Source organism: Bradyrhizobium sp. ISRA442 (assembly GCF_038085055.1).
In the GTDB taxonomy this organism is placed as follows: Bacteria; Pseudomonadota; Alphaproteobacteria; order Rhizobiales; family Xanthobacteraceae; genus Bradyrhizobium.
Genome location: NZ_JALGCN010000032.1, coordinates 33,525 through 59,667, shown reverse-complemented (window position 1 = coordinate 59,667; position 26,143 = coordinate 33,525). Strand labels below are relative to the sequence as shown.

Annotated in this window: 23 protein-coding genes; 15 read left to right on the top strand and 8 right to left on the bottom strand. The window is 61.7% G+C overall.

Annotated features, from left to right (window positions below; all coding sequences use genetic code 11):
• The first annotated feature begins 122 nt into the window (after nucleotides 1-122).
• The 3 genes from MTR72_RS37265 to MTR72_RS37255 are packed head-to-tail and all read left to right on the top strand — an operon-like array spanning nucleotide 123 to nucleotide 2,709.
• The gene (locus MTR72_RS37265; protein WP_280969697.1) at nucleotides 123-455 is read left to right on the top strand and encodes a hypothetical protein; all 333 of its coding nucleotides are present in this window, start codon (nucleotides 123-125) and stop codon (nucleotides 453-455) included.
• Nucleotides 456-475: 20 nt separating this feature from the next.
• Complete coding sequence (locus MTR72_RS37260; protein WP_341512084.1) at nucleotides 476-1,108, top strand: MarC family protein; 633 nt, start codon at nucleotides 476-478, stop codon at nucleotides 1,106-1,108.
• 5 nt (nucleotides 1,109-1,113) lie between these two features.
• On the top strand, nucleotides 1,114-2,709 hold the full coding sequence (locus MTR72_RS37255) for a class I adenylate-forming enzyme family protein (RefSeq protein WP_341512083.1): 1,596 nt from the start codon (nucleotides 1,114-1,116) through the stop codon (nucleotides 2,707-2,709).
• A 270-nt stretch (nucleotides 2,710-2,979) separates the two neighbouring features.
• Here the strand turns inward: MTR72_RS37255 and MTR72_RS37250 are convergent, their stop codons facing one another.
• From MTR72_RS37250 to MTR72_RS37230, 5 genes are all read right to left on the bottom strand, one after another.
• Nucleotides 2,980-5,061 carry a DUF4387 family protein gene (locus tag MTR72_RS37250; RefSeq protein ID WP_280969700.1) on the bottom strand — a complete coding sequence of 694 codons (2,082 nt, stop codon included), beginning with the start codon at nucleotides 5,059-5,061 and terminating at the stop codon, nucleotides 2,980-2,982.
• Nucleotides 5,062-5,099: 38 nt separating this feature from the next.
• Nucleotides 5,100-5,291, bottom strand: coding sequence for a hypothetical protein (locus MTR72_RS37245; RefSeq protein WP_280969701.1), 192 nt, complete (start codon nucleotides 5,289-5,291; stop codon nucleotides 5,100-5,102).
• Nucleotides 5,263-6,906 (bottom strand): alpha-keto acid decarboxylase family protein, encoded by a 1,644-nt coding sequence (locus MTR72_RS37240; protein ID WP_280969702.1) that lies wholly within the window; start codon nucleotides 6,904-6,906, stop codon nucleotides 5,263-5,265. Before MTR72_RS37240 ends, MTR72_RS37245 begins: the two co-directional genes overlap by 29 nt.
• Nucleotides 6,903-7,766 carry a hypothetical protein gene (locus MTR72_RS37235; RefSeq protein ID WP_341512082.1) on the bottom strand — a complete coding sequence of 288 codons (864 nt, stop codon included), beginning with the start codon at nucleotides 7,764-7,766 and terminating at the stop codon, nucleotides 6,903-6,905. The genes MTR72_RS37240 and MTR72_RS37235 overlap by 4 nt, the downstream gene beginning before the upstream one ends.
• A 321-nt stretch (nucleotides 7,767-8,087) precedes the next feature.
• A complete protein-coding gene (locus tag MTR72_RS37230) occupies nucleotides 8,088-9,266 on the bottom strand; it encodes an alpha/beta hydrolase family protein (protein WP_280969704.1) in 1,179 nt (392 codons plus the stop codon).
• Nucleotides 9,267-9,440: 174 nt separating this feature from the next.
• Between MTR72_RS37230 and MTR72_RS37225 the strand changes: the two genes are divergently transcribed.
• On the top strand, nucleotides 9,441-10,064 hold the full coding sequence (locus tag MTR72_RS37225) for a TetR/AcrR family transcriptional regulator (RefSeq protein ID WP_341512081.1): 624 nt from the start codon (nucleotides 9,441-9,443) through the stop codon (nucleotides 10,062-10,064).
• A 134-nt stretch (nucleotides 10,065-10,198) separates the two neighbouring features.
• The gene (locus tag MTR72_RS37220) at nucleotides 10,199-11,125 is read left to right on the top strand and encodes a LysR substrate-binding domain-containing protein (protein WP_341512080.1); all 927 of its coding nucleotides are present in this window, start codon (nucleotides 10,199-10,201) and stop codon (nucleotides 11,123-11,125) included.
• A 43-nt stretch (nucleotides 11,126-11,168) separates the two neighbouring features.
• On the opposite strand, the gene MTR72_RS37215 is transcribed toward MTR72_RS37220, so the two are convergent.
• Both MTR72_RS37215 and MTR72_RS37210 read right to left on the bottom strand, forming a co-directional pair.
• A complete protein-coding gene (locus tag MTR72_RS37215) occupies nucleotides 11,169-11,453 on the bottom strand; it encodes a hypothetical protein (protein WP_280969707.1) in 285 nt (94 codons plus the stop codon).
• 50 nt (nucleotides 11,454-11,503) lie between these two features.
• Nucleotides 11,504-11,875: a hypothetical protein gene (locus MTR72_RS37210; RefSeq protein WP_280969708.1), complete on the bottom strand. Its 372-nt coding sequence runs from the start codon at nucleotides 11,873-11,875 to the stop codon at nucleotides 11,504-11,506.
• Between the two features lie 151 nt (nucleotides 11,876-12,026).
• Between MTR72_RS37210 and MTR72_RS37205 the strand changes: the two genes are divergently transcribed.
• From MTR72_RS37205 to MTR72_RS37185, 5 genes are all read left to right on the top strand, one after another.
• Nucleotides 12,027-12,356, top strand: coding sequence for a hypothetical protein (locus MTR72_RS37205; protein ID WP_341512079.1), 330 nt, complete (start codon nucleotides 12,027-12,029; stop codon nucleotides 12,354-12,356).
• 108 nt (nucleotides 12,357-12,464) lie between these two features.
• Nucleotides 12,465-12,746 carry a hypothetical protein gene (locus MTR72_RS37200; RefSeq protein WP_280969710.1) on the top strand — a complete coding sequence of 94 codons (282 nt, stop codon included), beginning with the start codon at nucleotides 12,465-12,467 and terminating at the stop codon, nucleotides 12,744-12,746.
• Nucleotides 12,747-12,835: 89 nt separating this feature from the next.
• Nucleotides 12,836-14,029 carry an alpha/beta fold hydrolase gene (locus MTR72_RS37195; RefSeq protein WP_341512078.1) on the top strand — a complete coding sequence of 398 codons (1,194 nt, stop codon included), beginning with the start codon at nucleotides 12,836-12,838 and terminating at the stop codon, nucleotides 14,027-14,029.
• A gap of 13 nt (nucleotides 14,030-14,042) precedes the next feature.
• Complete coding sequence (locus MTR72_RS37190; RefSeq protein WP_341512077.1) at nucleotides 14,043-15,836, top strand: ABC transporter ATP-binding protein; 1,794 nt, start codon at nucleotides 14,043-14,045, stop codon at nucleotides 15,834-15,836.
• Nucleotides 15,837-15,869: 33 nt separating this feature from the next.
• Nucleotides 15,870-16,859, top strand: coding sequence for a phospholipase D-like domain-containing protein (locus MTR72_RS37185; protein WP_280969713.1), 990 nt, complete (start codon nucleotides 15,870-15,872; stop codon nucleotides 16,857-16,859).
• A gap of 33 nt (nucleotides 16,860-16,892) precedes the next feature.
• On the opposite strand, the gene MTR72_RS37180 is transcribed toward MTR72_RS37185, so the two are convergent.
• Nucleotides 16,893-17,819 carry a LysR substrate-binding domain-containing protein gene (locus MTR72_RS37180; RefSeq protein ID WP_209295339.1) on the bottom strand — a complete coding sequence of 309 codons (927 nt, stop codon included), beginning with the start codon at nucleotides 17,817-17,819 and terminating at the stop codon, nucleotides 16,893-16,895.
• Between the two features lie 410 nt (nucleotides 17,820-18,229).
• On the opposite strand from MTR72_RS37180, the gene MTR72_RS37175 reads away from it, so the two are divergent.
• From MTR72_RS37175 to MTR72_RS37155, 5 genes are all read left to right on the top strand, one after another.
• Nucleotides 18,230-18,514 carry a hypothetical protein gene (locus MTR72_RS37175; protein ID WP_280969714.1) on the top strand — a complete coding sequence of 95 codons (285 nt, stop codon included), beginning with the start codon at nucleotides 18,230-18,232 and terminating at the stop codon, nucleotides 18,512-18,514.
• 61 nt (nucleotides 18,515-18,575) lie between these two features.
• A complete protein-coding gene (locus tag MTR72_RS37170) occupies nucleotides 18,576-19,865 on the top strand; it encodes a DUF3300 domain-containing protein (RefSeq protein ID WP_280969715.1) in 1,290 nt (429 codons plus the stop codon).
• 53 nt (nucleotides 19,866-19,918) lie between these two features.
• The gene (locus MTR72_RS37165) at nucleotides 19,919-21,340 is read left to right on the top strand and encodes a DUF4403 family protein (RefSeq protein ID WP_280969716.1); all 1,422 of its coding nucleotides are present in this window, start codon (nucleotides 19,919-19,921) and stop codon (nucleotides 21,338-21,340) included.
• 244 nt (nucleotides 21,341-21,584) lie between these two features.
• A complete protein-coding gene (locus tag MTR72_RS37160) occupies nucleotides 21,585-22,739 on the top strand; it encodes an efflux RND transporter periplasmic adaptor subunit (protein ID WP_280969717.1) in 1,155 nt (384 codons plus the stop codon).
• Nucleotides 22,736-25,873, top strand: a complete 3,138-nt coding sequence (locus MTR72_RS37155) for an efflux RND transporter permease subunit (protein ID WP_280969718.1) — start codon at nucleotides 22,736-22,738, stop codon at nucleotides 25,871-25,873. The genes MTR72_RS37160 and MTR72_RS37155 overlap by 4 nt, the downstream gene beginning before the upstream one ends.
• The last annotated feature ends 270 nt before the right edge of the window (nucleotides 25,874-26,143 follow it).

Here is a 26,143-nt window from a genome sequence, read left to right as displayed (position 1 = left end):
AGCAGCTTGCCGAAGGCATTCATAGAATCGCTACTGCAGCTTCACTGCCGCTTCCGAACCCCTGTAGCCATAGGCTGTTGCGATAGGTGCATAGCGACACGGTATTTGCCGTCGAAGCGCGGATGAGGTTTCTGCGCGTCACACCGCCACGAGCGGATAACTCAGCCAAGGAGGGCAAGATGAAAGTATCCAGACCATCCGCCACGGCCATTGTCGGTAGCGTCTTGACGCTGGCGATGGCGCTCTCGATCGCCGGCCCGGCGCTGGCGCAGGGCACACCGCAGCAGCGATCCGCCTGCATGGGGGATGCTTTCAGGTTCTGCAGCTCGGATATTCCGAACGTTGCCAGGATCGAAGCCTGCCTGATCCATAACCGGAGCCAGCTGCATCCGGCGTGCCAGGCAGAATTCCGGGCTTCCGGCAATACCCACCTGCACCCCGAGCATTTCCGGTAACGATGGCCGAGGGTGGGTCCGTGAACGACCTTGCGAATGCCTTCCTCCTGGTCTTTGCGGGCCTGTTTCCCGTGGTCAATCCGATCGGGGCCGCACCGCTGTTCCTGCGTTTAACCGCGGGCTGCACAGAGCGAGAGCGCGGCCGGCTGGCATTCTGCGTTGCCTTCGGTTCTTTCATCCTGGAGTTCTTTGGCATCACGGCGCCCGTGGTTCGCATAGCCGGCGGGCTACTCGTCGCCGCGATGGGATGGCAGCTGCTTAACGACGACAGCGGTTCGAAGCACGGCGGGGTCACTGAGGCTGGCGACGTCAAAACCATTCGCGACGGTTTCTACCCGTTGACACTGCCGCTGACCGTTGGACCCGGGTCGATCTCGGTCGCGCTGACCATGGGCAGCCATCGACCTCACGAGTTCACCGCGAATGCGATGCTGCTTGCCGGCTCGGCGCTAGTGGGCCTGCTCGCGGTCGCGCTCGCGATCTATTGCTTGTATCGCCTCGCCGCGCCGATGGTCCGGCATCTGGGGCCGTCCGGAGTCAACGTCCTGATGCGCCTGGCTGCATTCATCCGCATCTGCATCGGGATCCAGATCGCCTGGAGCGGGGCGCGTGTGCTGATGAGCGAGCTGCAGCGTGCGCCCGGACTGTTCTGAGAGAAATGGCGGTATCGAGTGGACGTCTTCGACGCAGTCCATTCGCTCGCGCAACCCTTTGTCTGAAGGACCTGAACATGAATACCAGACCTGCCCCAATTTACCTGGACAAGCTTCTCGCGCGGCTCGAACTCGCCGGCCGGTCGACGGTCGTCCGCCATCAGGGCTCCGATCTCTCCGGCGAGGCACTCCGTGCCATGATCTTCCAGTACGCCCGAGTCCTGTATGACGTCGGGATCACGCGCGGTAAGCTGGTGGCGATGTTTGCGCCCAATCGCCCGGAGGCGATCGCCATTCGTTATGCCGCTCACATTCTTGGCGCAGGCGCCGTTTACCTGTCCGTTCCGCCCACGGAGGAGCAGCGCCAAGCGTTGCTCAAGCAGATGGCGCCGGATCTCCTCGTCGTGTTTCCCGAGACCATACATTACTGGCACGCGAATGCCGGTGTGCGGCTGGCGACGGTGGGCGTCGACTGCGCTGCGTCCTGTGGTCGGCTCGATGTATTGGCCTCATCGGCTTCGGACACTCGGCTCGATGTCATGGCTTGGCCGGAGGACCTCGCCGTCATCATTTCCTCCGGCGGCACCACCGGGGTACCAAAAGGCAGTTGCCGCAGCTTTGCGGCCTACACTGCGATGGTAAGCGTGCCAAGCCCCAGCGACCGTCGTCAGCTTGTCAACGGTCATCTCGCATATCTCTCGCAAGTCCTCGTCGATATCACGCTGCTTGGAGGCGGGTGTGTCGTCCTCGAAGGCGCCTTCGAGGCAGCCGATACCCTTGCCACGATCGAGGCGGAGCGGATTACAGATCTCTTCCTGGTCGAGCCGCAGCTCTTCGAGTTGATGGATCATCCCGACGTCTGCTGCCGAAACTTGTCATCGCTCCGAACGCTTACCCACATCGGCGCATCCGCACCGCAAACGCTGCGCTTGAGAGCACGAGAACGACTTGGTCCGGTCATAGCGCACACCTATGGCGCCAGCGAAATGGGTATCGTAAGCATGTTGACGCCCGCCGAGCACGACCTCTCGCGCCCCGATCTTTTCACCTGCGCCGGCCGCATTCTGCCGGGCGTTGAGGTTCGGTTCCGCCTCAAGGATGGCTCGCTCGGCGAGCCCGGGGACATCGGCAGTATCGAGGTCCGATCGCCGGCGATTGCCAGCGGCTACCGTAACAGGCCCGAGCTCGAGGCGGCGAATTTCAAGGCCGGCTGGTATTGCTCGGGGGATCTCGGTCGGCTTGATTCGGACGGCTATCTCCACATCTTGGGTCGTGCGGCTGATGCCTCCGAGGTCAATGGCATCTTGGTGACGCCGACATTGATTCAGGAAGTCTTGTGCGGGCTATCGTCGGTGCGCTGCGCCGTCGTGGTGATCGACAATGAAGCACGAGTCACCATTGCTGCCGTGAGCGCCTGGACGGGACTCTCCATCGGGGCTGAAACATGCCGTCAAGCGGTCGCTGAACATTTCGGTCAGGAGACCGCGGCATCTCTGGTCGTCGTTTCACTCGATCGGATTCCGCTCACCGAGCAGGGTAAGCCCAATCGTGCTGCCATTAAGGCGTTAGCTCGCTCACGATCGCTGGTCGATGCCGCCTGACTGCGGGCCAGCACTCTCGACGGTAGCAAATTCGACCTGCGGAAACAGCTTTCCTGTAGTCGAGCAATGTCGTGCGCAAGTTTCCCGCTGCTAGCGAAGTGCAACAGCCGATGACGAGACGACCCGCGCTACCATGCGATCGTACGCTAAACTGCGCTTTGGTTCGCTTCCGCCGGGCGCGATGGGCAGCGCAGGGTGAGCCGAACGGCCGTTGCTTTGGGAACCGCGCATCGGCCGCGCACCCCGCCGGCATGCCCATATAGCAGATGGTCAAAGCGACGAGGCCTTGGCGAGCGTCGTCGCGTAGATCGGAATGTTGAGGTTCTCGACGGCAGTCTGCTGCTGCGCTCCGAAAACGTCGCGCTCGTCGACTGATGCCGAGATGTTCGGCCGGTCGATCGAGATCTTGATGGCGTTGCAGGTATCGACGAAGAAGGTGCCGACAACGTGCTCGCGCGGCAGTCCTAGAAGCTTCGCAATATTGCAGCTGGAGAAGACATTGGAGTGCAGCGCTGCCTCGTAGTGCTCCGCAGAGGTAAAGATGATATCGAAGGTTAGACGGTTGATGCCTGCGTCCTTGCTGCGGATCACGACGGCCATGTCAAGCAGACGGTTCGATCTGAGCAGCACACCCGTCGGCGGCGCATCGGCGATCAGCGATAGTGTGCGATCGTCGAGATCGCCGGTGTAATTAGTTTCCCCGATGTCCTCATAATGCGGACGAGCGTCACTTTCCCGCGTCCACGACGCGCCGTTCGCTCGGAAATAAGTGATGTCGAACATCACGTTCTTGATGACGTGCTCGTTCTGGAGCAGATGATAGAGCGACCATTCGTACGCGTCGGGCGCATCGAGGTTGAGCCGCGAAGTGGCTTTCGGCTTTGCAAGCTGTGTGATGCGCTCGATTTCGAGGGCATGCCGTGCGGCCAGCCGCTGCGGATTGCGGTCGACGGTCCGCAGCAGGATCGCCGGATTGGCCGCATCTGCGTCGGTGATCTTGAAGTTCGCATTTTCTAGCGCATCCGGGAATTCGTGCTGAATCAGGTTGATGACAGCCTCCTTGATCTTCGGATAGTGCTCGAAGAACACCGGATCGCGCGTTCCGCTCGGCACGATTGCGCCGAACAGCCCGTCGTCGCGCCGGAAGCTCACGAGATTGGGGGACAGCGGATAGGCGATGTTGCCGGCCGTCGCCTTCCGACCCGGATAGCCGTAGTGAATCAGATAGTGCGTCAGCAGGCTGGCCAGCAGCACGGCGGCTTCCTCCGTCTTTGCGGCGGTTTCGATGATGATTCCAAGCTCGCGCTGGCCGTCCTGAACGGGATTTGCCTGCACGCCGTTACGACCATAGACCAGTACGTCGACTGGGACCTTCGTGAGGTCGGCGGGATCGATATAGATCACCGAGACCTTGCGGGCCCCGAGCCGTCGCGATCCTTCCAGCTTGATGCTCCACGGCCAGGGCTTGCCCGCGCGAACAAACTTGCTGTTGCGGATGCCCGCTATACCGGCGCTGCGCGAGAAGAACTCCGTCTTCTCCATCGCCAACACGCCTTCGGGATAGAACTGGAGCTGCGGATGGCTCTCCTCATACAGCGAGTGCGCCGCGATCGAGTAGGCGGTGCAGCGTCGCGCCGGATTCGGAGAAACGAGGAGGGCTGAGCCGTCGTCATAGATCTCGGCGACCAGGCAGTCCGACGGCGAGCCGGGATCACAGGCAAGTGCGCCACATTCCAGAATGTGGCCGACATGGTAGGCGAGGCCTGCATCGATGCCACGGCGGATCATGTCGGAGGCGAAAAGGGCGACATCGCAAGAGCGACCGGCCAGCACGTATTGTGCGCCGTGCTCGAGGGCAGTGATCAGGGGATGGATGCCCATCTGCCCGACGATCGTGCTCTCGCGCAGTGCTTCCTCGCTGAGCTCGGGGCCGGCGCCGGTTGGACGCAGGGCTCCCTTGCGAAACTCCTGGATGACGATTTCCGGATCGAGCTCGGAGCGGATGACGGCGACCTTCGCGTTCGTCACCGCGAGTTCACCGAAGACTTCCTTGGCGACGCCGATCATCCAGTCGAGGTTGCGGTTGCCGCCCGCCATGCCGGAGGATCCCAGGATCACGGGGCAGCCCAGCCTCTTGCCCGCTTCGACCATGTGACGGAAATCCGCCTTCACGGCTTCGTGCTCAAAATACTCCGTCCCAGTGCCGAGATAGTAGGGCCCGGCATCCATCGAGCCGCCATCGCAGATGATGGCGTCTACGCGACCGCGCAACGCGTTTTCCAGGGACTCTTTTGGATAGCCGTAACCAAGAGCGCCGCAGGCGGAAACGACACGGTAGATAAGCTTTGCCATGATGTGCATCTTTCCTGAAAGGGTGAAGCCTTTTCGGTTCACCGCTGGTGCTGGCCGCCACAGTGGTCGAGGAACTCGGCGAAAACAAATACCGCTTCAGTATGCGGGTATTGGTGCCAAGTATGGCCGACGTCTATCCAGCGATTGTCGGAAAGGGCGGCCGCCGCCGCGATCACCGGGGCGGCAAATTCCGCGTAGAGCTTATGATTTGTAGAGGGTTGCCACAGCATCGTGCAGCTTCAGCGCCAGCGGCGATGCTGCGTAGGCATCGGTCACGACCTCGATGTAGGCACCGGTTTTGGACCTGCCGGCCTCTTCCAGCGCCCGGTCGAACTCGTCGCAGGTGGTAACGCGCGCCGTTAGCCAATCATCATTCCCGAATGCTTTCGCTAGATCCGCATAATGCCACGGAGCGATGTCGTTATAGGCGATGCTCGGCTCCTTGCAGAGCAGCCGCTCGATCAAATAGCCGTTGTTGTTGAGCACGAAAATGATCGGCGTCAAGCCGAGGCGACCAAACTGGCTAATCTCCTGCACGGTAAGCTGATGCGCTCCGTCTCCTGTTACCAGAACGACGCGTTTGTCCGGTGCGGCAACTGCGGCGCCGAATGCAGCCGGTGTCGCCCAGCCGATCGAGCCCCAGAGAGTCTGGTTGTAGAAGGTAGCGTCCTGCGGCAGCAACGCAAACCCCAGGCCCATCGAGACGGTACCCGTTTCAACGACGAGGATATCATTCGGCTTCAGGAAGCGTTCCCATCGCGAATAGAGGGCGGGAGCGTCGATTGGGTCGTTATCCTTGCCACTCACTTTGCCGAGGGATTTCGCCTTGATTCTGGCCCAGCCGCGTTTCGGCAGGTGATTCGCGAGAGCAACGAGCAGATCGGTCATTTCCACATCGTTGAATCTCTTGCCGCCGACCTGAACATGGTGGTGATTGATCGCGATGGTCTTTTCCGGCGAAAGCCGTGCAGTGAAGGCGCCGGTGTTGAAATCCGTCAGCGGCGCACCGACCAGCATGACGCAATCGCGCTCTTCGACGAAGGTACGCACCTCGTCATTCATCAGCGCTCCGTTGTAGATGCCGACATAGGACGGATGCTGCTCGTCGAGCGCGGACTTGCCCATGAGCATGGTGCTGAACGGCAGTCCCGATGCATCGATCAGGCGCTGCAGCACCTCGCGCTGGCCGGTCCGGCTGACGAGAATGCCGGCGATCACGCAGGCCGTGCGCGCCTTGTCGACTGTCGCAGCGATTGCCTCGACGGCCGCGGCGAGATTGTCCGGGTTGCTGCGCGGAGGCGAGATCGGCGTCGCCTCGCCAAGCACCGGCTGATTGGCGAGATCAGCCGGAAACGCCATGTACACCGGCCGGCGGTGATAGAGCGCTTCCGCTATCAGTCGCTCGGTCTCGTAAACGGCATTCTGCGGCGTCATCACGGCATGTGCGCAAACGACCGGTTCTGTCATACGGCGGAACAGGTCGTATTCGCCGTTGCCCAGCGTATGGTGCATCGGCGCGCGGGCGGCCTGCGTCGCCATGTTCGGACTGCCCACGAGGTGAAACACAGGCAGGTGCTCGGCATACGCGCCGGCGATGCCGTTGATCGCGCTGAGTTCGCCGACGCCATAGGTCGTGCACAGCGCTGCCGCACCCTTGATGCGTGCATAGCCGTCCGCCGCATAGGCCGCGTTGAGCTCGTTGCAACATCCGACCCAGCGCATGTTCGGATCGTTGCAGATCGCATCGTTGATCGAGAAGGCGTAGTCGCCGGGCACCCCGAATACGTCGGTGACGCCTATGTCGTGAAGACGGGAGAGAACGTATTGGATGACAGTCTTGGTCATGACGAGCTCCGATTGGCTTCGATGGGGAGGAGGTGATTGGAATTGGACTGGAGGACCGACGCACCGCGGCAATGCAGCAGGAACAGGCCCGTATTCCACGAGGCCGAGAACGTCAGCCCGAACGCGAGGGCGGTCCATTTCCCGAGCGGTACCGCAAGCAGGTAGACGGTCACGAACGCCAGAGATATGCCGAGGAAACCTGCAAGGCTGTTGGCGATCACGGCGGCCGCTGCCCGCCCGCCGAGCCGGCGCTGCAGGATGATCATCAGCGAGAGATAGAGGACAGGCGCAGCAGCCAGCACGCCCGTCCACATCGGCTTGGCCACGAGGCCAAGGACCTCGATCGCACCGACCAGCACTGCAACGGCCACACCTCGCACGATCAGATCACTTGCGTGCTGCCCCGGCGCAGACGCCGTCGCGTGACGGTAAGGCCTGACAAGGACGATGCAGAGCGGGAAAACGCATGCGCCGAGTAGGAGCGCAGTGGGCAAGCCCGAGTCTCCCCAGAGCGATAGCGCGAGATAGACGAGCCAGACGCACATTGCCCCGCCGACGCTGATAGTCGTCGACAGGCGTTGTGCAAGCAGCACGTAGGACGTCGCGAAGATGGCGGTCGGAATGTTCTGCGCGAACGTCGACAGAGCTGTCTGTGAAATGAAGGCTGCGTCGTGGTCCTGCGCCAAAAAGAAGAATGCCGGCCCCGACGTGACGGGCAGCGTTGCGAGCAATGCGCCGACTACGGGGCCGGCCTTTTCGGCAAGAACGGTGACGGATACGGCGATCAGCGCCGAAAGCCCCATCTTGAGCAGCAGTGCGAGCACGAATCCTTCATGGATGTGAACAGCAGCGAATGACATGTGGTCGCCTCTGGAATGGTGTGCACTTGCCGCCGTGTGCGAGCGGCGGGACCATCTCTCAAGCGAGCCTCGGTAACAAATACGGTTTGGCTATATGGCTATTGGTGCGCCAGATGGCTGGACACCCGTGCGTCGACGCCGGAGCCAGCAAATTCATTGCAGTAGTTTTGAAGAGCTGGCTTGCCGTGATCTGGCAGACCGTATGGACGATCTTGCCACGAAGCGGATTCACGCGGTCACTTCAGCGGTCGAGCCGCCGATCGGATCTACAAGCGACTCGCGTCGCATGGGCCCGCTCAGCGAAAGAATGACGGACTCAAATCAGAGGTGGAAGATATCGTCCATCCAGCCTGTGGCCTCCTGGGCGAGGCGAAGCCGATTGTTGACCTGTACGTGGCCGTCGGCCCCTGAAGCCGCATCGAGTAGAACGAAGGCTTTTCGGGTCGATTTGATGTCGCGGTGCCAGGCGTGAGCCTGCGCCGCGAAGACGGGCGAGTCGCCCGCGCCGAGGATCGACAGGAATGGAACAGTGACCAAGGCAGGGTCGGCGATCATGTTCGACGTGCGCGCCAGGAAGTCCTGCGGGCTGCTCGCACCGGCTTTCCATAACGTGACTTGCGCGCTGCGCAGTGCAGATGCCGAAGGCGGCTGCGCTGACTTCGCCTTCTCTTTGACCGCCAGCGCGAACATCTCGGCCGGGTTCGGAAACGGCGTGCTGGCGATCACGGTGGCAAAGCGTTCATCATGGCCCGCCGCGCGCGCGGCGAAGTACCCGCCCAGACTGAGCCCGATCAAAGCAATACGGCCGGGCTTCGCGCCGAAACGGCTGACGAGCAGATCGACAATCGCAGCGATCGGCTTCTCCGCTTCAGCTTGCCAATAGAGTCCGTCCGCCTGCGTGATGCCTTGTCCGGGAAGGTCGGCCAGGGCAACGGAGTAACCACGGTCGAGAAGATTGCGGCCGACGGTCAAGAACAGATCTTCAAAGCAAGTGTCGGCACCGCCTATCACGAGCACCACGGGAGCATTCGGATTCGCATTCTGGAAATAGGCGCCCGGCAGTTGCTTGCCGCCGAAAGGTACCTCGAAATGAGACGCGGGGAGCGCAAGCTCCTTCATGGCTGCGACAAAGGCAGTCTTGTGTTTGACCACGAGGGACTTGAACAGATCGCCGGGGCCCGCGAATTGCCAGGCCGAGCGGTAGCTGGCGAACGCCTTGAGCCGGGCCTCACCGGCGGCACGCTTTCGGCCCTGCGCATTCCAGCTGTCCGCCTGGGCGTTCATGGCGTCGCCGTAATTTGAAAAGGCGCGCACCCAGCTGTCCGCATCGCCATCCGTAATCTGCGAAGCGATGTAGAAAGCCTGCCCGATATCAAGGCCGCCCGCGGGACCCCAGCCGAGCGCCGCAACGAAAAAGAAGTCCATGTCCGGATCGGCAAAGCGATAGGTCTGGCCAAGACGCTGATCGGGCCGCTTGTCGGTCGCAGTGGATTGCGCCATTGACCCCTCCGTGGCCAAAGTTGCAGCAGCGAGGCTCGCTCCAGCGACGATTATCGTTCTCCGGTCCATTGCTCAACTCTGTTCTGAGAAAGGTCTCTGAAACTGATGACCGTTGCGATAATATGAGTATTGCTCACATTCTCAACTCGCGTTTGGCGCCACGGGCGATTCCCAGTGAAACCGACATCAAAACAATCAGTTAAACGCAGGACGCCGCAGCAGGCTCGTGCCCAAAACAAGGTCGACCTCATATTGGAAGCTGCCACGCGGCTCATTCAGCGAGGCGGCATGGACGGCCTGACGACGAGTGCAATTGCTGAAGCGGCCGGAGTCAGCATCGGCACGCTGTATCAGTATTTTGACAACAGGGACGCGGTCCTCGAAGCTTTGTCGGGGCGAGAGCTGGAAGGACTGTCAAATCGTGTGATGCAGGCGATGACGACTGCCCGCGCCGGGGCGACAGGAGAACGCATTCGGATCATCGTGCATTCCATACTGACGAGCTATGGCGGGCGGCGTCGGGTCCACCGAGTTCTGCTTGAACATGCGTTGTCGCGCGGACCTGCTACCAGGCTGAACCCGCTCTTCAAGAGCCTGACCGACATGCTGACGACAGCCGGCCCGGACGGCTCGGGTGGCGTGAGAAGACCTATGCGCCCGGCGGACGCATTCGTTCTTGTCTACGCCTTCGCCGGTGTGATGCGCGCGGTGGTGGCGACGGAAAATAAACAGGTGCCGCAGCACGAGCTGGAGCAATCGCTGACCAGGCTCATCGCCGGCTTTGTCGAGGGCAGCTAGAGGAGGCTTGCTCGTGGCTCGGCGCGGGTCTCGCCGTTTCCGTGATGGACGGTCGCGACACCTGTGAGCTTGACAGCTTGGCGCCTTTGTTAGCACTTTGCAACCATCGGTTTACCGCTGCGGGAAGACGGAGGATGCAGTACCGCCATCTCTATTATTTCGTGAAAATCGTCGAAGCCGGCAGTTTCTCTCAGGCTGCCAGGACCATTCACGTGGCGCAGCCGGCCTTGAGCCAGCAGATCGGCGAACTGGAAGCGTCCCTAGGCGTCGCATTGCTGCATAGAAGCGCGCGGGGCATCAAGCCGACGGCTGCCGGGCAGCGGTTCTATGACGAAGCATCCTCGATCCTGCGCCGATACGAGAATCTGCCGGCCCTGGTGCACTCCAAGATCGGTGAAATCGAAGGGCCGGTCAGCCTCGGGATGCCGGCATCTCTTTCCACGACCCTGGTCGGGCCGTTCATTGAACTGTGCCGGGCTACTCATCCGAAAATCGCGCTTAGATTCGTCGATGGCGATAGCGAATTCCTGCGCGAGGAGGTCGAGAAGAGTCGCCTGGACCTGGCTCTCATTTTTGAAGATGAGTTCTTTCCCACGGTACAGCGGCAGCCGCTGTTCCAGCAGGACCATTATCTCGTCCGCAGCAAGCAATCGGCTCCGATCGCCGGCTCAACAATCCCGATCAAGGAACTTGCGGAGATCCCGCTGATCCTTCCGGGTCAATCGAATGCGCGGCGAATCGTTATCGACCGTGCTTTCGCTAAGGCCGACATCTCGGTGCAGCTTGCCGCGGAGGCGGACAACATCTCGAGCGAACTTTCGGCGGTGCGCTCCGGCGCTGCCAGCACCATCCTGAACTTGGGGGACATGTCAGGTTTCTCGCTCGCCGACTTTGCCGAGCCGGTGCTGATTACGCCGACATTCCATCTTACCTGCTGCCTGATTTGGTCCAACCAGTTCACGCTGACGCTGGGTGCCGAAGGCGTGAAGAAACTCCTGATTGAATTTCTGAAGGAGCAGATCGAGCACGCCAGGAAGCCGGGAGCGGTGTGGTTGGATTAAATACCGATAGGCAGGCACCGGAAGGTGCCTGCCGCTCGTCCGACTAGCGGCCGCCGCCGCCATGCTCGTCGGCAAATGCGACGCCCGCCTGGGTCTCTTCGATGGCCTGGCGGACCAGCTCCACTGCGCGTGCGCGGTGACCGCCCTTGTTTGCAGTCGCCTCCTGCAACGACTGCAGCGCTTGATGCAGCGATGCAAGCGCACGTTCCATGTTACCCTGATAGGCCTCGGCCGATTGCGCTGTGGCCGCGAGCAGCCCGATGCTCGCAATGCCAGTTGCGACAGTTGCGGCGAAGCCGCGGCGCGTGAACTGAGAATCGAATTTCATGTGGTGTTCCTTCTCTCGATGCGGAAATGCCAAGCGCCTGACCGTTCCCCTCATGACGAGGCGATCGGCGCCGTGCGGCCACTTCCGTGGTCGATCGATCGCCCCGCGACAAATACCGTTTGAATATGCGGGCATAGCCGTCGCCGATGGCGACGGATCGGCGTGCCGATGTCGTCTTTGGTGATGAACGTCGTAGACTGTAACGCCTTCGTGAAAGCGTGCATCGAAGCGACATCGACGCAACAAATGGCCGTCGTTGCCGAGGCGCGGATACGAAGCGTAACGCTTTGATAGACCGTACCAAAGGCCAGTCGCGTGGGCAGCTTCAGGACGAGCCGGTCGGCATCAAAGAACGAACCTATAGGCCACGCAGATACCTGCATATGGAAGCTGTATTTGTCCGGGATGCCAGCGTGGATCATTAGTCGCGCCCGTTAAGTGGCGGGACGGAGCGGAGCACTCGCTCGTGAATCTTTTTCGGCGAGACTGAGAAAGGGTCAACGAGCTGGGCTCTGGACCGAAAAGTGAATGCCAGCAGATGAGGGGGCTCCCTGAGGAGCCGAGCAATGATCCATGTCAAATCGACTGTCGATAAGAGCAGGAAGCCAAGCGCTCGCGTCCCACATTCTGCCGGTCTCGGCGACGATGATCGGCGTTTGCGCGACGCTGATCGGCCTGGTCAAGCTAGTCGAAGCGAAGCACGGATCGTCGCATGTCGACGAATACGCCGCTCTCGCATCGGTCATGTTCCTGGCGAGTGCGCTGACATCTTACCTCTCAATTCGATATTCGCAGCGCGCCGGCCTGAGCTATCGCATCGAGCAGATCGCAGACCTGATCTTCCTCGGCGGTCTGATCGGGATAACGCTCGTTGCGACGCTGTTTGCCTATGAAGTGATCTGACCAACAAGGCTTCGCCAAGGGACCGCCTGGCAAGCTGGCGCGGTGGTGCGTCCGACGATGCACTCAGAAAGAGAATAGATTCGTTCAATCAACCAAAGGAGAGGGCCAATGTATCGCAAATCAATCAAGCTCGCCGCCGTTGGCGGCATCGTCCTGACGCTCGCCAGCAGCGCGGCGTTCGCGGAAGGCACGGCAGCTCAACGGCAGGCCTGCACGCCGGACGTGTTTCGGCTGTGCAGCCATTTCATCCCGAATGTCGGCGAGATCGTTGCCTGCCTGCGGGGCAATGAAGCCCGGCTGAGCGAGGCGTGTCATGAGGTGATGTTCGGCGGCCAAGTTGAGCCGGAAAGATACTCGCCGGCCCGCTCGCAGGCGGCATGGACCCGATGAACGGCCCGGGCGCTGGCAACCAAGATACAAGTGAGGCTCTCATGAATATGTTGAAGCAGATGAAAGCACCGTCGGTCCTGAGGCGCTGCTTGGGCGTAATCGCTGGCGCGGCCGCGTTGGCGCTTTCTGTCGTCGGCGCAGATGCGCAAACCTCTTTCTATGACGCATCGCGCCAGGAGATTGCCGGACGTCCGGGAACGCTGATCCGCTCAGAGCCGATGAGCTTCGCGCCTGCGGGCGCGCAAGCCTACCGCGTGCTCTATCGCTCGACCGGCATGCACGGTGAGCCGATTGCGGTGTCCGGTGTCATCATCGTGCCGCCGGGCCCGGCGCCCGCAGGCGGGCGGCCCGTCGTTGCCTGGGCGCATCCGACTACGGGCGTGGTGCCACACTGCGCGCCGTCGCTGGCGATTTTTGTGTTCCAGCAAATGGCGGGCCTGCGTCAGTTGATTGAGCAGGGCGTCGTGGTCGCGGCCACAGACTATCCAGGCTTGGGGACGCCAGGCCCTCATCCTTATCTCGTCGGCGACAGTGAGGCGCGAGCGGTTATCGATTCCGTGCGTGCCGCGCGCAACCTGCCAGGCGCGGAGACCGGCAACAGTTTTGCGGTCTGGGGGCATTCGCAGGGCGGACAGGCCTCGCTCTACTCCGGTCTGATTGCCAGGACTTATGCGCCCGAGCTCAACCTGGTCGGTGTTGCCGCTGCGGCGCCCGCAACTTCGCTGGTCACCTTGATGGGTGACGATTTCAAGACGTCCGGTGGCAAGAACCTGACCGCGATGACGTTGTGGTCGTGGTCGCGCGTTTATGGCGCGCCGATCAACAAGGTCGTGTTGCCGGAAGCCATGCCGGCAGTGGACCAATTGGCCAACGAATGTATCGAATCGATCTTCGACATCCTGGCGCGACGCCGGACGGAGAAGCCGCTCGAGGAGCACTTCCTCTCGGTGCCGAACATCGCGACCGTCGAGCCCTGGCGTTCCCTGGCGGCGCGCAACACCCCGGGCGCGCTGCCGTCGAGCATTCCGCTCTTTCTCGCGCAAGGCACGACCGACGATATCGTGCGCCCCGAAGTGACCGCGAGCTACATGCAGCGGCAATGCAAGGCAGGCAGCAAGGTGCGGATGATGTGGGTGCAGGGCGTCGGACACGGCTTTGTCGCACGCGACAGCGCTGACGCCGCCGTCAGCTGGATGATGGATCGCTTCGCCGGCCGGCCGGCGCCGACCGACTGTGGCAAGCCGCTGTCCAGCACCGCTGATGCGCAATCACCGGCGCAGTAGTCGGAGAAGAGCAATGTCTCGTCTTGTGATCGATCTGCTGAGACCCTATCGCGGCCGGCTGACAATCGTATTTCTCGCCATGCTGATCGAGATTGCGATGAGTCTGGCCGCGCCCTGGCCGTTGAAGCTTGTCCTGGACGATGCGCTCGGCAGTCACCGCTTGCCCGAATGGTTGAGCTGGGCCCACGAATATGGCGGCTTCGGCAAGCATACGCTGGGCGTAGCGCTTTTTGCCGGCGCGGCGACTCTGGCGATCGCAGCCGTCGCGGCGGTCGCGAGCTATTTCGACAGCTACTTCACGACCAGCGTGGGGCAGTGGGTCGCCAACGATTTACGGCTGCGCATCTACGAGCACCTGCACCGGCTCTCGCTCCGCTACTACGATCATGCCAAGATCGGCGCGCTGGTATCGACCATTACCAGCGACGTCGCCACCATCCAGGATTTCGCGTCCTCATCCACGCTCGAAATCGTCATCGATCTTCTCACCATCGTGTTCATGGTAGGAGTGATGTTCTGGCTCGACTGGGACTTCACGTTGATCGCCGTTGCGTTCACGCCCATCCTTCTGCTCTTCGCGTTCCATCTCAAGAGAGCCGTCAAGGCCGCCACCCGCGCTCTCCGGCACCGCCAGGCAGAGGTGCTCTCGATCGTGCAGCGCGGACTTGGCTCGATCCGCCTGACAAACGCTTTCGGAGGCCAGGCTCTGGAGATCGCGCACCTGGAAAACGCAAGCCACGCTTCCGTCGCTGCAGCGCTTCGCGCGCGCGGCATCAAATCGCTGATGTCACCCATGGTCAGCATCGTGGTCGCGATCTGCACCGCCGTCGTGCTCTGGAAGGGAACGTCACTGATCATCGCGGGAACGATGACGGCGGGAGCGCTGACGGTCTACCTCGCTTATCTCAAGAAGTTCTTCAAACCGGTGAAGGATCTCGCCAGCATGACCAGCACCATCGCGCAGACGACAGTCGCGCTGGAGCGGATTCAGGCGATCCTCTCGGCTGACGAAATCGTCCGCGAGCGTCCGGGCGCGATCGATCCGGGCCGGGTCCGCGGCGCGATCCGCTTCGACCGTGTCAGCTTTGGCTATGAGGCGGACAGGCCGGTGCTGCACGAGGTATCCTTCAGCATCGAGCCAGGAGAGGTGGTCGGTATTGTCGGCCCGACCGGCTCTGGAAAATCGACCGTGCTGAGCCTGCTTCCACGCTTCTACGAGCCCATGCTGGGCCGTGTGCTGATCGACGGCATCGACATTGCAGACTACAAGATCGCCGCGTTGCGGTCGCAGATCGGGTTCGTCTTGCAGGATACTGTGCTGCTTCACGGTACGATCAGGGAGAATATCGCGTATGGGCGGCCCAATGCGACCGAAGCTGAGATCATCGAAGCCGCCAGGATCGCCAATGCTGATGAGTTCATCAGCCGGATGCCACAGGGCTATGATTCGGTTGTTGGCGAACGGGGCGAAATCCTGTCGGGCGGCCAGCGTCAGCGCATCGCCATCGCACGGGCGGTGATCCGCAACAGCCCGATCCTGATCCTGGACGAGCCGACCGCTGCTCTCGATCCGGAATCCGAGCACCTGGTGATCGAGGCGCTGCGGCGGCTGATGAGAGGTCGCACCGTCATCATGATCGCGCACCGTCTCAGCACGCTCGTCGATGCCGACAAGATCATCGTGCTGAAGGACGGCGTCGTGGTCGAGCAGGGCACCCATGAGGCGCTGATTGCCGGAGGCGGGCTCTTCTCCGAACTGCACCGGATCCAGTTTCAGGCGGCGCGGCACGTTGCCGACGCTGCCTAGAGGAGGACAAGGCAGATGTCACATCGATTGATCGTGCTTCCGGACGACACCGCGAGCGCCATCGTAGATCCGATCATGTCAGCGCAACACGCGCTGAACATCCGCATGTTCCTGTTCACCGATCCGTCCCTGCTCAATGCCGTTATCGCGGCGCGGCGCCGCGGCGTGCATGTGCGGGTGATGCTCAATCCGGCGAGGCGTGATGGAAGGAGCGACAATGACGCGACCAGGGCCATGCTGCTCCAGGCGGGTGTGGATGTTCGCGATAGCAGCGCAGAATTTGCTGTTACCCACCAGAAGTCGATGGTGATCGACAACCGGATCGGCTTCGTCGAATCCCTGAACTGGGAGACGCGCGACCTCACCGAGACGCGTGACTACGCGGTCGTATCCACGGACGCGGCGCAAGTTGCGGAGATGGTGCGATGCTTCGATGCCGATTGGGAGCAGCGGCCGTTCGAGCCGACACCGGGCTCCAGCCTGATCTGGTGCCCAAACAACGGCCGGCAGCGTATCGCGAACTTCATCGACGGCGCCACGGAAACGCTGTGGCTGCAGAACGAGCGCTACCAGGACATGGTGATCATCGAGCGCCTGGTCCGCGCGGTCAAGCGCGGGGTCCAAGTCCGGATCATGTCCCGTGCGCTTCACAAACTCAAACGCAAGAAGCTGTTTGAGGGTGTCAGCGGGCTGCGCATCGTTCACGACGTCGGCGCCAAGGTTCATGCGCTGAAGAAGCTGAAGCTGCACGGCAAGATGATGATTGCTGACAACAGGCGTGCCGTCGTCGGTTCGATCAATCTCAGTCCTGGCAGTTTTGACGACCGTCGCGAGCTTGCCATTGAGACGTCGTCGGCCCACGTGGTGAGACGGCTCGTCGAGACGGTTGAGCACGATTGGAAGCATTCGTGCAAATTGCCATTATCCGACGAAGCCGTGTTCGCTGATTTGACGGGACACGGAGTGAAGGACGTGAGCCGGCTTGCTCTGGCCCAAAAGGACCGATATGAACCGTATCCTTGAAGCGTACTTCAGTCGTTCCCGCCGTTCCGGACGTCACCGTTCCGGTAGGCGCTCCGCTCCCACTATACTGCCCTCGCTGAGCCGGCGTTCAAGGAACTTGGCGAGCGCATCGCGGACCGCTTCGCTGGCGGCAGTGAGTGGAAAATCGGCAGAATAGGCAATGGAGCAGGTAAAATAGATCGGTGGCTCGATCAACGTCGGCTTGGCGAAAGCGTGAGGCCCAAAATTGGAGAGATCACCTACCGGAAGTATGGTGCAACCCACCCCATTTCGCACCGACCACATTTCACTTACCAGCGAATCTGCTTCGAGAACGACGTTTGTCTTTAGCTTCGCTTCGGCGAATACGCGTTCGATCAAGGCACGACGGCCCTTGACGTTCCCCGGCAGCACGAGGGGCAGCTCCGCGATGCGCTCAAGAGAGATCGGGTCTCCGTTGGTTGTTATCGGCTGACGCGAGACAACGAACAGCTTCTGCCTATACAAGGGTTTGCGCATCAAAGCCGTCGTGAATTCGACCTCATGAAGGACGGCGAGATCGACCAATGACGAGGCGATCTTGTCTTCCAGGCCGAGGCTGTCTCCATCCGAGAACCGGATCACGACCTTCGGAAATGCTTCCCGGCACTCATCTAGAAAGCCTACGAGTACCGGCGCGAGGGAGGATATGAAACCAACGTTGACCACCCCTTCTGGCTGGTCACGGTCCGAACGAACGACTGCGGGCAGCTGGTCGAGTTGATGCAAGATCGCGGAAGCTTCCTTGTAGAAGATTTCCCCTGCTGCTGTCGGCCTAACGCCCCGCGCACTGCGCTGAAGCAAGGCCACTCCCAGCCTTTCCTCCAATTCGGCAACCTGCTGGCTCAGCGCAGGTTGGGCAACATGAACGATGGAGGCTGCGCGGGAGAAGCTGCCTGCCTCGACGATCTTGACGAAATATCGAAGTTGACGGAACTGCATTTTGTCCTGCCCATACCGGGGCCGCACATCATCGATGAGATCGCCGCATTGGGCAACCCGATCTGTGACCCATCAGCCTGATGCCAGCGGTCGGAGAAGGTGGCGGGTGCCGGTTGTGGTACACGATCATGTGAGGCGTCCGAGTATACTAGCTGAGGTTGCGCCGTCCAGGGCCTCCGTTTCCCTGGCTTTTTCGCCTGATTTTGGAGTTGCGCGGCCGGCCATATGACGAGGCGATACCTGCATATTGAAGCGGTATTTGTTTTTGTGTCGTCGCCGAGCCATTTCTCCTCGTGTTGAGGACGGGGCAAATCGCAGCCCTTGAGTCCAGCTTCCACCTTCGCATGGCGACCCTCTGCCGGGGCATCGAACGATGTCGCGCGCCGATTTGTCGCGAAAGGAGACTTCCCATGAACACCATCACGACGAACTCCCGCATCTCCGCGCTCGCGCGTTTCAAGCCGAAATATGCGGCCGTCGCAGTGGCGAGTGCCCTCGGCGTCCTTCTCACGGTGTCCGATGCCAGCGCAATGAGCTGCGTCAGGGGCGTGTATCGCGCTGCCTGCACGACCCGGTACGGCAGTTTCGCCGTAGGCCCCAACGGTGCCGTCGGCATTGGACGCTACGGCAACGTTTACGCCTACCGCCGCGGCTCCGGATGCTTCTGGCGCAACGGTCAGCGCATCTGCCTCTGAGCGCCCGCGCCCATCGATGCAGCCGCGCGCAGACGCGCGGCTGCAAACAAGGAGAACAGAGATGTCAAACAAGATTGCAATGACAATGCGCCGTTTCGCGCTGGGCGCCGCGCCGCTCGTGCTCGTTTCGAACCTCGCAACTGCACCCGCCAGCGCGCAGGACGCGACTGTTGCGGCTCCAATGCAGGCCGAGACCCAGGACCAGGCGGCGTTCTCGCAGGCGCAGATCGCGCAGCTCGTCGCGCCGATCGCGCTCTATCCGGATTCGCTGCTCACGCAGATCCTGATGGCTTCGACCTATCCGCTGGAGGTGGTCGAGGCGGCTCGATGGTCGCGGGAGAACCCAACGGTCAAGGGACAGGCGCTTGAGGACGCGATGCAGACCCAACCCTGGGATCCCAGCGTCAAAGCCCTGACGGCAGTGCCGCAGACGCTTCAGATGATGAACGATAAGCTGGACTGGACCCAGCAGCTCGGCGACGCGTTTCTGGCCCAGCAGCAGGACGTGCTCAATGCGGTTCAGAAGTTGCGCGCCGAGGCGCAAGCTGCCGGCAATCTGCAATCGACGCCGCAACAGATCGTCACCCTCGCTCCGCCCCCGGCCGATGGCGCCAGTTCGGGAGTGCGGCCGATCGTGATCGAGCCGGTGAACCCCGACGTCTACTACGTTCCCGTCTACAATCCAGCCCAAGTGTATGGCGGCTGGGATTACCCTGGCTATCAGCCGTTCTACTGGTCGCCGCCTGGCTTCGTCGCCAGCAACATCATTTCGTTCGGTGCGGGGATCGTCGTCGGCGCGGCGATCTGGGGCGGCTGCGACTGGTGGCACAACAACGTCATCATCAACGTCAATCGATATAACCTCTTCAATCACGCCAACATGAACATCGGAAACAATGTGTGGGTCCACAATCCCGCGCATCGCGGCAACGTTCCCTATGCCAACGCTGCGCTGACGCAGCGCTTTGGCCGCGACGGCGACGTGGCAGCCCGGAACGCCTTGCGCAACGATCTCGCACACGACGATCTCCTGCGGGATCGCTCTGCCTTCGAGCAACGTGCCATCCCTAGGGATCGGATCGATGCGCCACGTCCCGATGCGTTCCACCGCCCAGAGGGTGATGTCGCGAGGAGGATCGAACCGGCAAGGCCCGGTGCGCGTGAATCCGAGATTCGACGCGAGGCCGGCGAGACGTTCGAGCGCCATGAGGCACTCCCAGAGCGTGACGTCGATCGGCCGCGAACCGGAGAGGGCGCAGACCTTCTTCGAAGGGGTTTCGCCGGTGAGGACCGGCCGCGGGAAGGCGCGTTCGGCGAATTTCACCGGCCGATGGGACGACCCAGACTCTGACCCAGAGACCTTCAGCATCTTGAATGCAACAAACAATCCGTGAGGTAAATGTCATGAAATTCCACCTGAAGCCGTTAGGTAAACGCCACGGGGTGCGAGCAGGACTCGCCGCGCTCGGCATGTTCGGGCTCTGCTCGTCTGCAATGGCGGCGGAGAGGCCGCCTCTCGCTCCCGATACGGTGGCGCCTTTCAGCACGCAGTCGCGCATCGCCGCGACCATCGAATTCGGTCTGCCAGCCCTTGCAGAGGAGATCGAACGAGACATTCCCCGGCGCCTTGCGACCATCGACGAACGTGTGAGCTGCGTGCATCGCCGGGTGCTGTTCTTCCGGGTCAACGCCAATTGCGACATCTACGGCTACGTCGAGCGGTCGGGTCCGGTGTCGCTCTATGGTCGCGGCGGTCGTCTCTATGGTTCGGTGCCGATCTACGGCGCGTTGGAAGGGCAAGGCGCCAACCGTTTCACGGCCCGCATCCATGGAGAGACCGAGGCCAGTGCCACGATCGAGGCCGAAGCGCGGCCGGAACTCTCGCGTGACTGGTCGCTCGACCTGAACTTCAGCGACGGCTTTCGCTGGAGCGAGCCGCCCGTTCTGCATGTGATGGGCCGCGAGATTCCGCTCGCCAACTATGCGGAGCCGCGGATCAGGACGGAGCTTGCGCAGGTGAGGGGGCGTGCGCTTGCAGCTGCCCGCCGTCTCGATCTGCACGACAAGGCTGCCACGGCCTGGCGCCATGCGTTTGAGCCAGTTCAGCTCTCGGCGGACCCTGAAGTTTGGCTGCAGTTGACGCCCCAAAGTGCCGCGTTTGCCGGCGTACATGCCGAAGGCAAGGTGCTCAGCGGATCGCTCGAGCTGGCGGGCGCCGCCGAAACCGTGATCGGACAGCATCCGGCGGCGGTGACGCCGACCGCACTTCCGGCCCTCGGGCGGGAGGTCACCTCGCCCGGCCAGTTCGATGTGATCCTGCCCGTGCGCATCAGCTACGACGTGCTGAAGGGCAAGATCCAGCAGGCCCTCGGCTCAATTGCGCCGGCCGCTGGCATGTCTGTCCGGGATGTTGAAGTCTATCCTTCGTCCGGCAAGCTCGCGATCGGTCTGCGCGTCGCCAAAGCGTCCGACGCAGATCCGAACGCCGGTGAATGGACCTATCTCACCGCTGGTCTCCAGGTGGATGCCGATGGTCATGCCGTGCGGCTTTCGGATCTCAGCGCCTCGACTGACAATGAGGGCGTGGCCGCGATGATCGATCCGATCGTGAGTGGACTGCGCGACAAGATGAGCGTGGACTATGGCGTCGCCTATGAGAACTTGCTCAACGCCGCGAACGCGAAGTTGAACAGGCCGCTGAAGGACGGCTTCCGCATGGAAGGACATCTTTCCTCGGCCAAGCTCGAGAAGCTGTATCTGCCTGCGGACGGAATCGAGATCGCCCTTCGCGCCAGCGGCGAACTGAAGATCCTGTATGGCATGTGAGTGAATGGCGATCTGCAGTTGCTCGCCTTGGATGCGCCGCAAGTCTTTCCTTGCGGCGCATCGCCAAAGCGCTCGATGCGTACAGCAGATCGCAATGCGGTGATGCCCTCCGCTCGCCCTTTCAAAACCTGAAATCCTATTTCCTGGACCGCTGCCAACCAATAGAGGCCGGCAAATGCTGCGTGCAATCAGACCATTTGGCCCAATAGCAGGAATCATTCTATCCGGGGTGTTGGTGCTGGCCATGATTCCGCCCGCCAACGCCCAGCTTGGCGCGTCCAGACCACCCGCCGTTGGAGTCATGGAGGCCGTCACGCGGCCGATCACCCCGACCAATGAGTTCCTGGGGCGAATCGAAGCCACCAATCGCGTCAACGTAGTGGCTCGCGTCACCGCCTTTTTGGAGAAGCGCAATTTCGTCGAGGGCTCCGAGGTCAAGAAGGGCGACCTGCTCTATCAACTGGAGCGAGGTCCCTTCGAAGCCGACCTGAAATCGAAGCAGGCGCAAGTTGCGCAGTTGCAGGCAACTCTGGCGAATGCAAGGCTGACGACGGAGCGGGCAAAGGCGCTGCTCGGCGGGCCAGCCGGCCAGCAATCGACCTATGATGCGGCGCTCGCCAACCAGCAAAGTCTTGAGGCGCAAGTTCAAGCCGCGCAGGCTCAGGTCGAGCTGTCACAGACCAATCTCGATTACACCGAAATTCGCTCTCCGATCGACGGCAGGATCGGCAACACAACGGTGACCGAGGGTAACGTCGTAACGCCGAGCTCGGGCGTGCTGACCACCATCGTCAGCCAGGATCCCATGTACGTCATCTTTCCTGTTTCGGTCCGTGAGGCATTGAGCCTGCGCGAGCACTACGCGGCGCAAGGCGGCTTCAGCGCGGTCGTCATCAGAGTTCGTCTCCCGGACGGGCGTCTCTATGGAGAGCCCGGACAATTGAACTTCGTCAACAACACGATCGCGCAGAACACCGACACCATCACGCTGCGGGGGACCATTCCAAACCCCGTCCTGAAAAATCTCTCCCTGCGCGAACTCATCGACAACGAATTCGTGACCGTGTTGCTGGAAGGCGTCGAGCCGGTCGAGGTGGTGGCGATCCCGCGCTCGGCCGTGTTGTCGGATCAACAGGGCGAGTATGTCTATGTCGTCGCCGCGGACAATAAGGCCGAGCAGCATCGGATCAAGCTGGGTCAATCGACCTCCACGATCGCCGCCGTGACAAGTGGCCTCGCGCCCGGAGACAAGGTGATCGTCGAGGGGCTGCAGCGTGTGCGGCCAGGTGAGGTCATCGCACCCGGCCCCGCCAGCGCGCTCATCCAATCCAGCATGAATGCTCAGGAAGGGACCGCGAAAAGCGCGCTCCGAACGACCCCGTCGGGAATAACCCAATGATTTCGTCCATTTTCGTTGATCGGCCGCGGCTCGCTATAGTCATCGCGCTCGTCATCACCATTGCCGGCGCTCTCGCGTTGATGCGCATACCTGTCGCGCAATTCCCGGACATCGTGCCGCCGCAGGTGACGGTGACTGCGAACTTTCCTGGAGCCTCCGCCGAGGTCGTGGAGTCGAGCGTCGCCCAGCCGCTCGAAGCGGCGATCGTCGGTGTCGACAAGATGCTGTACATGAAGTCGACGAGCGGTAATGACGGCAGCTATACCCTGACCTTGTCGTTTGCGCTCGGAAGCGATCCCGACATCAATACCGTCAATGTCAATAACCGCGTGCAGAGCGCGCTGGCGCAATTGCCTACCGAGGTCCAGGCGCAGGGCCTCGTGGTGCAGAAGAAGTCGTCGGCTGTGCTGCAGTTCCTCGTGCTCTACAGCAAGACCGGCGCGCAGGACCCGCTGTTCATCACCAATTATGCCATCATCAATGTGCTGGACGCGATCTCCCGCACGCCGGGAGTAGGCCAGGCGACTCTGTTCGCTAAGCTGAACTACTCGATGCGCATCTGGTTTGATACCCAGCGTCTCACCAGCCTCAATCTGGCGCCATCGGACGTGGTCGCAGCGATCCGGTCGCAGAGCGTGCAGGCGCCCGTTGGACGCATCGGCGCCCGGCCGATCAGTGACAATCAGCAATTCCAATTCAACGTGCAGACGCAGGGGCGGCTCACGACGTCAGATCAATTTGGCAACATCGTGTTGCGCGCAAACCCGGACGGCTCTATGCTCCGGATCAAGGATGTCGCCCGCGTCGAGATCGGCGCGCAGAACATGGATAGCGAATCCAGGATCGACGGAAATCCGGGCGTGCCGATCGGCATCTATCTCGCCCCGGGCGCCAACGCGGTCACCACGGCCAACGCGGTGCAGACGACACTTGCCAAGCTCTCCGAGCGGTTTCCGCCGGGTTTGACCTATCTGGTGCACTACGACTCCACCACTTTTGTCGCCGACACGATCAAGGAGGTCCTGAAGACGCTGGCCGAAGCCTTCGTCCTCGTCGTCATCGTCGTGTTCCTGTTCCTTGGCAGTTTGCGCGCCACCATCATTCCCGCGATTGCCGTGCCTGTCAGCCTGATCGGCACTTTCGCGGTGCTGCTCGCGATGGGCTATTCGGCCAACACGGTCTCGCTGCTTGCGATGGTGCTCGCCATCGGAATTGTGGTCGACGATGCAATCGTCGTGGTCGAGAACGTCGAGCGCGTCATGGAGGAGGAGCCGAACCTTTCCCCCGCCGAGGCGACCAAAAAGGCGATGGCGCAGATCACCGCGCCGATCATCGCGATTTCGCTGGTGTTGCTGTCGGTCTTCGTTCCGATCGCTTTCATTCCAGGCATCTCCGGTATGCTGTTCCGCCAGTTCGCCGTTACGATCAGCGCGGCGATGGTGATCTCGGCATTGAATGCACTGACGCTGTCACCAGCCCTCTGCGCCGTGTTCCTGCGCCATCGCGGACCCAGGCGCGGCGTCGTGGGACGCGTGCTCGCCGGCATCGACTGGGTCCGTGACGGCTACGCCAGCCTTGTGCGGCGGCTTCTGCGGCTCGCCGTATTATCCCTGGTCGTAGTGCTGATTTTCGCGGGCGGAATCGTCGGCATCTCGCGGCTCACGCCGACCGGCTTCCTTCCCGAGGAGGATCAAGGCGCCTTCTTCGTTGCCGTGCAATTGCCCGACGGCGCCTCCGTCGCGCGCACCAGCGAGGTGACGAAGCAAGTCGAGGAGCTTTTGAAGAAGGAGCCCGCGGTCGATCACGTGCTCTCGATCATCGGCTTCTCCTTGCTTGATGGTGGCAACGAGCCGAACTCAGCCTTCATGGTCGCGCGCTTGAAGCCGTTCGCGGATCGTCGCGCGGCAACGGATACGGTGCAAGCGGTGATCCGGCGAACGTTCGGCGCGGGTGCCCAGATCCGCCAAGCCAACGTCCTCCCGTTCAACCTGCCGCCGATCATCGGGCTTTCGACCTCCGGCGGGTTCGAGTATCAGCTCGACGCACTGGAAGGGCAGGATCCGGCTGCGCTCGGCAGCGTGATGGGTGGACTGGTCAACGCGGCCAATCGCGATCCGCGCCTCGCGCGCGTGTTCTCGACGTTCACGGCCAGCAATCCCTCCGTCTATCTCGACATCGACCGTGCCAAGGCCCAGGCGCTGGGCCTCAATATGAGTGACGTTTTCACCGCCTTGCAGGCGACGCTTGGTGGCGTCTACGTCAATAACTTCAACCTGTTCGGCCGGACATGGCAGGTCAATGTGGAAGGCGAGGCCGCCAACCGCGGCGACATTTCTGATCTCTGGCAGATCTATGTGCGGAACGCGACCGGCGACATGGTGCCGCTGCGCTCGATCGCAAGCGCGAGGATCGTCACGGGACCGCAGGTCATCACCCGCTACAACAACTACCGCTCGGTGACGATCAATGGCGGCCCGGCGCCCGGCGTCTCCTCGGGAACGGCAATCGCGGCGATGGAGCAGCTCTCCAAGACAACGCTGCCGGCCGGCTATTCCTACGAATGGACCGGCACGGCCTATCAGGAGCAGGCAGCGTCGGGGCAGACCGGAATCATTCTCGGCCTGGCAATCCTGTTTGCCTATCTGTTCCTGGTCGCGCTGTATGAGAGCTGGACCATTCCAATTCCAGTCTTGCTTGCGGTCGCGGTCGGTGTGTGCGGCTCTTACCTTGCCATCAAGATCGCAGGGTTGAATCTCGATCTTTATGCCCAGATCGGCCTCGTGGTGCTGATCGCACTGGCCGCCAAGAACGGCATCCTGATCGTCGAATTCGCCAAGGAGCAACGCGACGCGGGCATGTCGATCACGGATGCCGCGGTGCTGGGGTCGCAGATGCGCTTCCGCGCGGTGATGATGACCTCGGTCGCATTCATCCTCGGACTCGTACCGCTGGTGACGGCAACAGGAGCGGCCGAGATCAGCCGAAGGGCTGTAGGCACGGCGGTCTTCGGAGGCATGCTCGCTGCCAGTTCGATAGGCATTTTCCTGGTGCCGATGCTCTATGTGACCTTTCAGCGCTGGCGGGAGCAAGCCAAGAAGCCTTTCGGCGGCAAGCGTGAAGCGTTGTCCCAATAGACGCGAAATTCGTTCTAGCTGACGGTCGGCACCCCCAAAGCGGACAAATGCCAATTGCCTTAAAGTCGAGGCCTCGTTGAAGTGGGCCGGCAGGCGGTTGCCCTTGCCTGAGCGTTGCCGGCGGACCCTTTCGCGCCGGCCATAGCTCTCGCCGATAGCAGCATATCGAAGCTGTATTTGTGTTTGGCCGCCAGCTGGATCATTTGTCCGGCGCGACGACGACCGCCAGTGCGATCTCCTGCATCTTGGGCGCGACGCGATCGTACCCCG